At 39.6% G+C, this 12253-nt stretch carries 11 protein-coding genes; 5 read left to right on the top strand and 6 right to left on the bottom strand.

Features of this window, described 5'->3' with window-relative positions:
• The first annotated feature begins 92 nt into the window (after positions 1-92).
• The 5 genes from AB4140_RS16670 to gloA all read left to right on the top strand — a co-directional run bounded on the left by AB4140_RS16670 (position 93) and on the right by gloA (position 3966).
• Entirely contained in the window at positions 93-737 is a 645-nt protein-coding gene (locus AB4140_RS16670) for a DsbA family oxidoreductase (protein ID WP_055024797.1), read from the top strand.
• Between the two features lie 65 nt (positions 738-802).
• The gene (locus tag AB4140_RS16665; protein WP_082419996.1) at positions 803-1246 is read left to right on the top strand and encodes a YiiD C-terminal domain-containing protein; all 444 of its coding nucleotides are present in this window, start codon (positions 803-805) and stop codon (positions 1244-1246) included.
• Between the two features lie 919 nt (positions 1247-2165).
• Positions 2166-2765, top strand: coding sequence for an acyltransferase family protein (locus AB4140_RS16660; RefSeq protein WP_372001813.1), 600 nt, complete (start codon positions 2166-2168; stop codon positions 2763-2765).
• Positions 2766-2793: 28 nt separating this feature from the next.
• Entirely contained in the window at positions 2794-3222 is a 429-nt protein-coding gene (locus tag AB4140_RS16655) for a hypothetical protein (protein WP_372001811.1), read from the top strand.
• A gap of 333 nt (positions 3223-3555) precedes the next feature.
• Positions 3556-3966, top strand: coding sequence for a lactoylglutathione lyase (gene gloA, locus AB4140_RS16650; protein ID WP_102437219.1), 411 nt, complete (start codon positions 3556-3558; stop codon positions 3964-3966).
• A gap of 122 nt (positions 3967-4088) precedes the next feature.
• Here the strand turns inward: gloA and AB4140_RS16645 are convergent, their stop codons facing one another.
• From AB4140_RS16645 to aspS, 6 genes are all read right to left on the bottom strand, one after another.
• Entirely contained in the window at positions 4089-6602 is a 2514-nt protein-coding gene (locus tag AB4140_RS16645) for a TonB-dependent siderophore receptor (RefSeq protein WP_102437217.1), read from the bottom strand.
• 733 nt (positions 6603-7335) lie between these two features.
• Positions 7336-8343 carry a Holliday junction branch migration DNA helicase RuvB gene (gene ruvB, locus AB4140_RS16640; RefSeq protein ID WP_076536398.1) on the bottom strand — a complete coding sequence of 336 codons (1008 nt, stop codon included), beginning with the start codon at positions 8341-8343 and terminating at the stop codon, positions 7336-7338.
• A gap of 35 nt (positions 8344-8378) precedes the next feature.
• On the bottom strand, positions 8379-8996 hold the full coding sequence (gene ruvA / locus AB4140_RS16635) for a Holliday junction branch migration protein RuvA (RefSeq protein ID WP_102437215.1): 618 nt from the start codon (positions 8994-8996) through the stop codon (positions 8379-8381).
• Positions 8993-9514, bottom strand: a complete 522-nt coding sequence (gene ruvC, locus AB4140_RS16630; protein ID WP_102475520.1) for a crossover junction endodeoxyribonuclease RuvC — start codon at positions 9512-9514, stop codon at positions 8993-8995. The genes ruvA and ruvC overlap by 4 nt, the downstream gene beginning before the upstream one ends.
• A gap of 15 nt (positions 9515-9529) precedes the next feature.
• Complete coding sequence (locus AB4140_RS16625) at positions 9530-10276, bottom strand: YebC/PmpR family DNA-binding transcriptional regulator (protein ID WP_372001808.1); 747 nt, start codon at positions 10274-10276, stop codon at positions 9530-9532.
• A gap of 118 nt (positions 10277-10394) precedes the next feature.
• On the bottom strand, positions 10395-12176 hold the full coding sequence (gene aspS, locus AB4140_RS16620; protein WP_102475518.1) for an aspartate--tRNA ligase: 1782 nt from the start codon (positions 12174-12176) through the stop codon (positions 10395-10397).
• Between the last annotated feature and the right edge of the window lie 77 nt (positions 12177-12253).

The raw sequence follows: 12253 nt of genomic DNA, 5'->3' as shown, positions 1-12253 counted from the left end.
CAGGATACCGAATAATAAACAATTTGGATTCAGCTTAGTGTTATTTAATGAAATAAAATTGAAGCTAAACGCTTGATAAAAAAGAGTTAAATATGAATAAGAAAATCAAATTGGATATAGTGTCAGATGTGATTTGTCCTTGGTGTATTATCGGTTATAAGCGTTTAAATACCGCGATAAAAGAGCTTGGGATAGAAGATCGCATTGAGATTGAGTGGCAACCTTTTCAGTTAAATCCAGATATGCCGCTTGAAGGTGAAGACCTACGTGCCCACCTTAAAAGGAAGTACGGTACTACATTAGAAGATAGCATTCGTTTCAGAAAAGAGATGACAGAGCTTGGAGAAGACGTTGGGTTTAAATTCGACTACTTTGACGGGCTAAAAGCTGTAAATACCCTTGATGCTCATATTCTTCTGGAGCATGCAAAAAGTGTAGGCAAGCAAACCGAGCTTAAAAACCGGTTATTTGCTTCGTTTTATAGCGAGCAAAAAGATATATCCAGCAAGAGTACCCTCGAGCAAGAGTTGCAAAGTCTTGGTATTAATGTTGACGAAGCAATGCAATGCCTAGATGACGATAATATGCGAAGTCATGTCCAGTCGCTGGAACAGAAATGGAAACAAGCGGGTATATCAGGTGTTCCAACAGTTGTATTCAATCGCGAGAGCGCTATTTCTGGAGCCCAATCAGTGGATACGTATAAGCAAGTATTAACTGAATTAGCTAAAATGTAATTCCTGCATCCCTCTAAAACGGACTTTTGCAATATTTTGGCGGTCTAAAAAAGGCAACGGTCTATATGAAACATAGAGAGCTTGAAGTCTACCTTCATCATCATATACCAGTATCAAAGTCTCTCGGTATCGGTGTGAATACTTGTAGCAGCAAAAATATCGAGATTACTGCACCATTGAGAATGAATACAAACCACATGAATACGGTGTTTGGCGGCAGCTTGTCTGTTGTTGGTATTTTGGCAGGTTGGTCTTTAGTTTATGCCCAGCTGGAGGGTAAAAAACATCAAATTGTTATTCAAAAAAATAGCATTCGATACTTGAAACCCGCCAGCAAAGATGTAACAGCAGTATGTAAATATGACAACCTTACGGCGTGGTCTCGGTTTCATCGTGCGTTTCAACGCAAGGGAAAAGGTCGTGTTCAAATAGCCTGCAATCTATTTTGTGCGGATGAGTTGGTTGCTACTTTTGAGGGAGTATACGTCGTTTTTAATAAAGAGTTATAAGGTCAAAATGCAATGAAGGCTACAAAGTACTTGAATAAATTGAGCTTAGACATGGTTGACTTGGTTTGTTATCAAAAAGAAGTATAAGATAAAAAACTTAGCACAAGGTAAAGCTTCGTGATCTTGCCCTGTACTCTTCGGCTACCGTTCACCGCTCGTTTTGTAGATAAAGAGGGTGAAACTAATTATAGATCTTTGATAATTTCGGATACTTTTTCTAATCAATATTAGTCGACGTAGACAGAGTACTCTAAATGATTTCTGTCCAAAAACGAGTTACGAAGGTACTTTTACCTTACCATCATTACTCAGGATACTTTGGCAAAGTGATGGTTTCAGGCATTGAGGCCATCGCCTTACAAAGCCTACAGAAAAGAAATTTGATATAGCAGTCATTTTAAATTTGATACTATTTTGTAAAGAATAACTGGTGTGAATTTATATGAATTTCAGCTAACAAAGCACTACGTTTACAAATCTTACTCTTTTCGTAAAGTAAAATTTGGAAGATAAAGCGTTGTAAACCACGGCCCGCGGTCAATTACACTCACTCACCCACTGAGTTGAATTTATTTTTGGTAAATATAAAGATAATACAAAGATAAGGTTTACCCAGAAGATTAATCATCTAATGCTATCTTTTTAGTACTTTTTATTAGAGCATCTCTACGAACCATTGCCTTCCAATTGGCAATGGTTAAACTGTTAAATACCATCCTGTAAATACAATCCCGCGCCCAAATCAGTTAATACTTTTGCATTAATAAAATGTTAATACTGTGATCTATTTTGCTATCATTATAAGCTAATGATACTTGCAGCTATCCGTCATAACCTTTACAGCTAATTCATCTAAATACTCAATGCGTAGCAAGAATTATTTGTGGTTTGAAGCACAACATTTAGAAAAGGACATTTCGTGACACAGAAAGACACAGCTTGGGTTGAATACGCTAAAGCAATAGGCATTATGTTAGTGGTGTATGGACATGTAGCCCGTGGCATTTATCATTCGGGCATAGACTTACCCGTTCCTTTTTACAAACTTGCTGATAGCCTAGTTTATAGTTTTCACATGCCGCTTTTTTTCTTTTTATCAGGGTTATTCTTTGTTACATCATTACAAAAAAGAGGACCGAAAAAATTAGTTTTCAGTAAAATTGATACTATCTTTTACCCCTACTTATTGTGGTCAATGTTACAAGGTTCATTAGAAGTACTTTTACCTAGCTACACCAATGGAAGTCCCTCTTTTACTGACGTCCTTTCACTGTTGTGGGCCCCTAGAGCACATTTTTGGTTCTTATATGCTTTATTGTTAATCTTTGCATTATCGACGCTAGCATATCGTTTATTACCACAACGCTTCAGCGCTGTATTTGGCATTTTCAGCATTATAATGTACTTAACTAGCTCGATGATTTCAGATGATATAATAATCAATTATATTACTGAAAACACAGCTTTTTTCGCTCTAGGAATTATTTTTTTCACTGCATATAAAAACGCAGTGGCTTGATAGCAAATTAGCCCTTGTCGGATTATTTTTGGCTTTCATATTAGGGCAATGGATATTTCACGGTTATCTGTCATTAGAATATCGTGATAGAGGTATACAGTCTTTGTTACTGGCTATAATTTCAATTGGTTTTATCGTTTCTTTATCTATTCATCTGGCAAAATTTAACCTAAGTTTTTTTGCTTATTTAGGTCGCTGTTCAATGGCAATATATCTAATGCATGTTGTTGCGGGCGGAGCCGCTAGAGCACTACTAAGTCAACTAGGCATACACTCTTTTATCGAACAGCTTGTTATCGGTTTTATCTTTGCCCTGTTAGCACCGCTGGCTGTTTTAGTGCTGATTAATAAACTAAAAATACCTTATATGTTTTCAGCACCATTGTGTTCTTGCTTAGCTAACATATTTGCTAAAGCTGCAAAATTTACCCATAAAAAGAAGCAAACAGGTACTTAGTTTGACCAAGTCAAATTTAAGGCACAAAAAAACCGCTATAAGCGGTTTTTTGTGAATATTTTCAGCAAGTTTTAAAACATTGATACAAAAAATGCGCTGAAACATACTGCGATTACTACTGAGGTACCAAGAGCCATTTTTAGTTCTGTTGTCATTATCTTGTCTCCAAATGAATATAAGTTAATTTTAGCTTTTAATAATTATTTTCCTATTGTTTAACAACAAAACTGTGAACTAAAACGTAAATTTTAACCTGAAATCAATTTTATATCTCAGATGAAAATTTGTTATGCTTGAACAGTTACTTACATACATTCAATTATAGAGAATATTATGTCACAACTTCTTCATACCATGATCCGTGTCGGCAACCTTGACCGTAGCATTGAGTTTTATACCCAAGTTATGGGGATGAAATTATTACGAAAATCAGAAAACAAGCAATATCAATATACCCTCGCCTTTGTCGGTTATGGGGATGAGTCAACTGGACAAGCTGTAGTTGAATTAACTTATAACTGGGGTACTGAGAGCTACGATTTGGGTACAGGTTTTGGGCATTTAGCTATTGGCGAAGAAGACATATACGCCCGCTGTGAAGCCATTGCAGCTGCTGGCGCCAATATCACTCGCGCACCAGGCCCTGTTGCAGGTGGAAGCACCGAAATTGCCTTTGTAGAAGACCCAGATGGTTACAAAATAGAACTCATCCAAATGAAGTCAGCGACTCAGGGCTTAGGTTAAAAATCAGCAAAAAATTAGCTTAATGGTTAGAATAACTATCTAACTAAGATTGTCACTTGGTGACAATACAAAAAAGCCAGCGTTAGCTGGCTTTTTATTGGATTCATATAAGTTTTAATTGCTTAGAACTTAAATGATACACCTGCGTAGATTTGACGACCAATGGTGTCATACACTTCAGGAACTGTACCTGCATCGTTTTCACTTGGGATCATCAGTGGCTCTTCATCGGTTAAGTTTTTCACACCAATGTTAGCTGAGACTGCGTCGCTGAAGAAATACGTTGCCGAAACATTGTGGTAAAGAATTGAATCAATCGGAGCATCCGTGTTGATGTCATTCATTTCGCCAATATAACGGTTCGAATACATTACACTCCAATCACCTTGTCTAGCACTTATGTTGAAGTTGTTTTTGTATTCAGCGTAACCACCGAACATACCACCAATTGTACCAGTGTAATTTTGGCCATCTTGCTCAAACTTAATCAAGTGAGTCAGATCGTTATTGATTTTCCAATCCAAACCAAATGCTTCAAAGCTGTATGCTAAGTTAAAATCAATACCTGATGTATCTTGATAACCAACGTTCGTTAGTGGGTTACTTAGGTCAGATAAATCACCATTAGCGCCAATATTAAAAGTTTCACAAGCACTTACATCACCAGCAAAACAGTTATTTAGACCTGCTTGAACGTCTAAACGAGAAATCGCGTTATCAATCTTAAATCTCCACCAGTCAAGTGTGATAGATAGACCATCAACATAGCTTGGTGAGTAAACTAAACCAGCAGTATAGGATTCTGACGACTCAGCATCTAAGTTTTCATCTGAGGTGTAGTTAACTAAAATTTGGTCATCTAACTCATTACCCCAAGGATCATCTAGGTAGTCGAATGAACCTGAGTTACCACCAAATAATTCGCTGACACTTGGCGCACGGAAACCAGTAGCAGCTACTGTACGAAGCATTAAATCATCGGTCGCCTCATAAGTTAAGCCCACTTTCCAAGTTGCAGCACTACCAAAAGTAGAGTAATCATCATAACGAAGTGCAAACTCACCAGTTAATTTTTCAGTGAAAGGAACACTGACTTCTTGGTAAACAGAGAATACATCAAAGCTGCCATCAGTTGGATCTTGCTGCGCTGCAGTACCTTCACCAGCAATAATTACTGGATCTGGATTGTAATAACCACTTTCATGACGGTACTCTACACCGATTGCGAAAGCCACTGCACCAGCATCTAAATCAAATGCTTCACCGCTGATCACACCAGCAATAACATGTTGATCGTTACCGCCATCAGTTTGCTCTGTGTAGCTAACGGCATCAATCATCTCTTGGCTCATAGGATCGCCACCAAACCATGCATCTTGATTCGCATTGATTGATTTTATCATGTTGCCTTGGTGAATTGAATTATGTACCCAAGTATCAGCTTTGTTACTGCCGTAGGTATAAGACACATCCCAGTCCATACCGGTATTAATATCTAAATAACCGGCTAGACCAGCAGATACACGTAGGGTATCTGTTTCTTGTTCATAAACACGATTACCAACATCATTCATACGTTTACGGTAGTTGATCATGCCGTCTTCATCAGCAGCAACGCCACCAGCAATCATTGCATCGTCTAATGTAATACAGTCATCTTGCTTAATATTGCCTTCACAAACTTTTAAATCTAAGTTAGCTGGTTGAGCTGCCATCATTTGATTAGATTTACGTTTAGTGTAGAGGATATCACCGCTTAAAATCATGTCATTTGAGAATTCGTGATTACCATTAGCAAAAAAACTGTAACGTTTATTTGGCGTTTGTAACCAGCTATCTTGGGTGAAATCGTATCCGTATTCACGATCGCCCCATTCGCCAGTCTCAGGGTTAATTTGTTTGCCACCTAAAGTGCCTTCAGGAATAAAAGAGCTATCACCCTTAGCAACCCAATCACGATCGCCCTGCATTACACCTTTACGCTCTGAGTAAGCTAAACCAAAAGTCACGTTACCTTTGCCGGTATCAAAACCATATAATGCACTTAGCTCTAGGTTCTCGCCATCACCTTTGTCAGTTGCACCGCCATTGATATCAAACTGGAAACCTTCAAAGTCTTTTTTAGTAATGATGTTAACAACACCAGCAATAGCATCTGAACCATATACTGCTGATGCGCCATCTTTTAAGATTTCAACACGAGCAATCATTGCAACTGGAATAGTGTTCAAATCGACTGCACTGTCTGCGCCAGATCCTGAGTTCACCATACGACGACCATTTAACAGTACTAATGTTCTGTTTGAACCCATACCACGTAAATCAACTTGCGCTACACCATCAGATCCGTTGTTGGTGGTCGCACCTGCAGCCATACCGGCCATAGCAGGTTGAGATTGTAGAATTTCATCTACAGAGTTATAACCTTCCGCTTTGATAGCACTGGCGTCAATCGTGGTGACAGGCGATGCTGTTTCCATATCTTGACGTTGAATACGGGAGCCCGTTACTGCAATTCTTTCTACGTTAGCAGATTCTTCTGCTGCGTAAGCACTTACCGAAACGGCTGAAGCAGCTGAAACTGACGCTAATAACGCGACGTTTACGCTGTTTGATAATTTAGATCTTTTAAGCATTTGTAGCTCCCTGGTGATATCTTTTCTTATTCTATGTACGCAATTAAATAAGTATTTAAATTTGCGTTGAACTAGATACTGTATAACCAGAGATATTTCGTCAAACCACTAACCTTTAACTTTTGACCGTTATCTTGTTAATAACTTACAAGTACAAGTGTTAACACTAATAAGTAGCTATCGCGCTAAAATAGAATTTATTTTACTTAGCAGTGAATAACACTGCCAATAACCATCAAATAAAGTGTTATCATCTAGTGCAAAAATAACATTTTTAATACTTATCAAAACGAATATATGTGACAATGATCACACAATATTATTGAAGCTTGCGCCATATAAAATTTATTTAGTCAGTTTTTATTCAGTTTAAGATCTGTTTAGGATCTAAAACACTGTAACCCGCACCAGTACTGGGTCTTTATAGAATTATTAACCGTGGTTATTATTTAAACAAGTATATTTATAACAATGAAAGGTAATTTTATCTGTAGGATTGTTTGTATGGCTCAATTAAATAGCATTAGGTTTTAACAAGTACAACACAAGCAGGTGTTAGGTTATTACAATTTAACAATTGAGTATTATGCCATCCGGTATGTTTTATTTTTAATCATTTATAAATGTTACAATTCGTCGATAAGTTAATAATGAATATTTATTCAATACTGCACCATTATTTATAAGTAAAAAAAAAGGAAAGCCTTAGCTTTCCATTTTTTATTACAACAAATTAAACTGCTGGTTTTATGATATCAAAGTGCAGATATGCTCTATCTGTTGCAATTCGGCCACGTGGTGTTCTTTGTATAAAGCCTTGTTGGATTAAAAATGGCTCTAATACATCCTCAATGGTTTCTCTGTCCTCACCAATAGCTGCGGCAAGGTTATCTAAACCCACTGGCCCGCCCATGAACTTATCAATGATGGCTAATAATAATTTTCTGTCTAGATAATCAAAGCCTTCTAAATCAACATCAAGTAAATCCAGCGCTTTTTGTGCGACCTCTGCAGTTACAAAGCCATCATGCTTTACTTCAGCGTAATCGCGAACACGTCTTAACAAACGATTAGCGATACGAGGTGTTCCCCTTGAGCGTTTTGCAATTTCAAAGGCGCCCTGCTCATCGATGGGTAATTCCATGACTTTGGCTGAGCGAGTCACAATGGTACAAAGATCTTTTACGTTATAAAACTCAAGACGCAGTGGAATACCAAAACGGGCGCGCAAAGGCGACGTTAACGCCCCTGCTCGGGTGGTGGCGCCAATTAGAGTAAAGGGTGGTAAATCCAGTTTAATGGAACGTGCAGCAGGTCCTTCACCAATCATAATATCTAATTGATAATCTTCCATTGCAGGATAGAGAATTTCTTCCACTACTGGGCTTAAGCGGTGTATTTCATCGATAAATAGCACATCACCATGTTCAAGGTTTGTCAGTAGTGCAGCGAGATCGCCCGCTTTTTCAAGTACAGGTCCTGAAGTAGACTTAATATTTACACCCATTTCATTGGCAACAATCATCGCCAGCGTAGTTTTACCTAAACCTGGAGGGCCAAAAATCAACATATGATCTAAGGCCTCTTCACGTTTAAGCGCTGCCTCTATAAACACTTTAAGCTGGGCGCGAGTATCATCTTGACCTGTATAGTCTTCAAGCATTTTAGGGCGCATCGCCCTATCAATATGTACTTCTTGCTCAAATTCTTGTGGTTGTATTAAGCGATCTGCTTCTATCATTTATATCTCTTTAATTAAGCAATTAAATACCGGAGTTAAAGCATCGATTTTAGCGCGGCTTTAATTAATACTTCGCTGGTCATGCCGTCTGAATAAGCTGTTATAACCGCTTTACTCGCTTGCGCGGGTTTGTAGCCTAATGATACTAGTGCGGCAATAGCATCTTCTTCGGCATTGTTTTCAACCACTGCAGGTTGATAGTTAGTTTGCAATGCAAACTCACGCTCGGAGCCAACGGAAGCTTCGAGTAAACTTTTCAGTTTATCGCGCATTTCAATAACTAAGCGTTCTGCAGTTTTTTTACCGACACCGGGAAGTTTTACTAAGGTCACGATATCATCACGCTCAACACAATTAACAAACTCGCCAGCGGTCATACCTGACAAAATGGTAAGCGCCAGTTTAGGGCCGACACCATTGGTTTTTATTAATAAGCGAAATAACGCCCGCTCTTGCTTAGTAATAAAACCATAAAGTAATTGCGCATCCTCACGTACCACAAAGTGGGTGTATAGCATTGCGGTATGGTTTAATTCCGGTAACTCGTAAAAACTGGTCATTGGTACCTGTAACTCGTAACCAACGCCATTAACATCAAGTACAATTTCTGGGGCCTGTTTCTCAACCACCAATCCGCATAATCTTCCAATCATTTGTATCTTCCATATGTGCGGCTTTGAGCTTTTCCACCCAGCGCAATTAAACTTTGATAAGTGTGGTAGTGACAAATAGCAACGCCAAGTGCATCAGCAGCATCAGCTTGAGGCGCAGCAGGCAATTTAAAAATTTGCTGGATCATATGCTGAACTTGCGCTTTTTGCGCGCGCCCCGTCCCCACAACAGCACTTTTAATTTGGGTTGCACTGTATTCAGCAACCGGCAAATTAGCATTCATGGCCGCCACAATGGCGGCGCCGCGTGCTTGCCCAAGCTTTAGAGCCGAATCGGCATTTTTTGCCATAAAAACCCGTTCAATGGCAAATTGATCCGGCTGGTATTGCTTGATGATTTCTGTAATGCCATCAAAAACTTGTTTTAATCGAGTCGGCAAATCATCTGCTGAAGTTCGAATACAGCCACTGCCTAAATACAGTTGTTGTCTGCCTTGGCACTTGATGACGCCGTATCCGGTAATTCGTGAACCAGGATCAATGCCTAATATTGTTGTCACGGTTTTAAGGTTTCCTTAACCTAGACTTTCCATTACTTCGTCTGATATTTCAGCGTTATGATAAACCTCTTGAACATCATCATGATCTTCTAAATTATCGATCAAGCGCATAAATTTAGCTGCGGTATCAGCATCTAAATCGGCTTTAGTACCGGCAATCATGGTGACTTCGGCATTTACGGCTTCAAAACCAGCAGCATCTAGGGCATCTTTAACACTGCCAAATGCATCAGGCGTGGTGAGTACATCAAATGCACCATTATCATGGGAAACCACATCATCTGCACCCGCTTCTAAGGCGGCGTCCATCAGTTGATCTTCATCGACAGTATTTGGATATGAAATGACCCCAGATTTTGTAAACATATAAGCGACAGAACCATCGGTGCCTAGGTTACCACCTGACTTACTGAATGCATTGCGTACGCCAGAGACAGTTCGGTTTTTGTTGTCGGTCATGGTTTCAACCATCACTGCGGTGCCACCTGGGCCGTACCCTTCATAAATAATGGTATCAAGCTGCTGACCATCAAGCTCGCCGGCACCACGTTTTACTGCGCGCTCTACCGTGTCTCGGGTCATATTATTTGATAAAGCTTTGTCTATTGCGGCGCGTAGACGCGGGTTAGCACCTGGATCTGATCCGCCTTCTCGTGCTGAAACGGTTAACTCACGAATAAATTTACTGAATAATTTGCCACGCTTGGCATCTTGGGCCGCTTTACGATGCTTAATATTGTCCCATTTACTGTGTCCAGCCATGGTAAGTCCTTTAAATTTCCGGTCTCAATACCTGTTAGATTACACACTTAGGTATTATAAAAACAGACCGAGGCATATGCCTCGGTTTGTTATTTTATCAATGTAGCCAAACTTTAGATTACTCTTCAGTAGCGGGCTTCTCTTGCGGAATAACATTGATACCTAATTCAACTAACTGCTGCGGGTTAGCAAAACCTGGGGCATTAGTTAACGGACATGCCGCAGTGGTTGTTTTAGGGAATGCCATTACATCACGTATTGAGCTTGCACCTGTCATTAACATGATAATGCGATCTAAACCAAAGGCTAAACCTGCATGAGGTGGTGTACCATAACGTAATGCTTCAAGTAAGAAGCCAAACTTCTCGTTGGCTTCTTCATCTGAAATACCTAAGATACGGAATACCGCGCTTTGCATCTCTGCATTATGAATACGCACTGAACCGCCGCCTAATTCACAGCCATTTAATACCATATCGTATGCATCTGAAATCGCAGCGGCTGGATCCGCTTCTAATTGCTCCGGGGTAACATCACATGCTGCGGTAAACGGATGGTGAACAGCGTGGAAACCACCATTAATTTTCTCAAACATTGGGAAGTCAACAACCCACAATGGACGCCATTCACCTTCAAGTAGGTCAAAATCTTCACCGGCTTTAAGACGTAGTGCTCCCATTGCTTCAGCAACAACATTGGCTTTATCAGCGCCAAATAACACGATGTCACCAGTTTGCGCACCTGTGCGACTGATAATTTCGTTAACGATTTCTTCGTTTAAGAATTTAAGTACTGGTGATTGAATACCTTCAATGCCAGCAGATAAGTCGTTAATCTTCATCCACGCTAGGCCTTTAGCACCATAGATGCCAGCGTACTTAGTGTAGTTGTCAATTTGTTTGCGAGACAAAGATGCGCCTGCTGGAATGCGTAATGCCGCAACACGACCTTCGACATCGTTAGCTGGACCACTGAATACTGCAAATTCTACGTCTTTAACCAAATCAGCGATGTCCACTAACTCTAGTGGGTTACGTAAATCAGGCTTGTCTGAACCAAAACGTGCCATGGCTTCTGCATATGGCATACGTGGAAATTCACCTAAATCGACATTTAATAAGTCGTTAAATAAACCACGAACCATTTCTTCAGTTTTCGCCATCACTTGATCTGACGACATGAAAGAAGTTTCGATATCTATTTGAGTAAATTCTGGTTGGCGATCTGCACGTAAATCTTCATCACGGAAACACTTTACGATCTGGTAATAACGGTCAAAACCAGACATCATTAACAATTGCTTAAACAACTGTGGTGACTGAGGTAAGGCAAAGAATTGACCTTTATAGGTCCGGCTTGGAACTAGATAATCACGAGCCCCTTCTGGTGTAGCTTTGGTTAAGATTGGCGTTTCAATATCTAAAAAACCGCTGTCATCAAGGAAACGACGCACAGCACTAGTCACTTTAGAGCGAAATACGATTCTGTCAGCCATTTCTGGGCGACGTAAATCTAAGTAGCGGTATTTTAAACGCTGCTCTTCACTATTGTTTTGGTAGTTATCCATGCTTAGTGGTAACGGCGCAGAAGCATTGATAATAACTAAGTCTTTACCTAATACTTCAATTTCACCGGTTTTCATTTGTGCATTAATTTGGCTTTCTGGTCTTGCACGCACCACGCCTTTTACTTGTACACAAAATTCACCACGTAAACTACTGGCAACCTTGAAAACATCTTCTAAATCCGGATCATAAACAACTTGTACAATCCCTTCTCTGTCACGAAGATCTAAAAAAATCACGCCACCTAAATCACGGCTACGGTTTACCCAACCTACTAAGGTGACTTCTTGACCAAGATGAGACTTATTGACGTCTCCACAATATTGACTGCGCATTTAACTCTACCCTTAATTCGGTAATAGGTTCTAAAAAAAATTCTGTTAAACATTAGATAAATAATGCTAGCAACTAT

This window comes from Shewanella sp. 10N.286.51.B2 (assembly GCF_041469265.1).
Classification (GTDB): domain Bacteria; phylum Pseudomonadota; class Gammaproteobacteria; order Enterobacterales; family Shewanellaceae; genus Shewanella.
This window is presented reverse-complemented; position numbering and strand designations above follow the sequence as displayed.

Excerpts from the sequence above, each read along its gene's own strand:
- AB4140_RS16670 (WP_055024797.1), top strand. The coding sequence starts at position 93 with ATGAATAAGAAAATCAAATTGGATATAGTGTCAGATGTGATTTGTCCT.
- AB4140_RS16665 (WP_082419996.1), top strand. The coding sequence starts at position 803 with ATGAAACATAGAGAGCTTGAAGTCTACCTTCATCATCATATACCAGTA.
- gloA (WP_102437219.1), top strand. The coding sequence starts at position 3,556 with ATGTCACAACTTCTTCATACCATGATCCGTGTCGGCAACCTTGACCGT.
- AB4140_RS16645 (WP_102437217.1), bottom strand. The coding sequence starts at position 6,602 with ATGCTTAAAAGATCTAAATTATCAAACAGCGTAAACGTCGCGTTATTA.
- ruvB (WP_076536398.1), bottom strand. The coding sequence starts at position 8,343 with ATGATAGAAGCAGATCGCTTAATACAACCACAAGAATTTGAGCAAGAA.
- ruvA (WP_102437215.1), bottom strand. The coding sequence starts at position 8,996 with ATGATTGGAAGATTATGCGGATTGGTGGTTGAGAAACAGGCCCCAGAA.
- AB4140_RS16625 (WP_372001808.1), bottom strand. The coding sequence starts at position 10,276 with ATGGCTGGACACAGTAAATGGGACAATATTAAGCATCGTAAAGCGGCC.
- aspS (WP_102475518.1), bottom strand. The coding sequence starts at position 12,176 with ATGCGCAGTCAATATTGTGGAGACGTCAATAAGTCTCATCTTGGTCAA.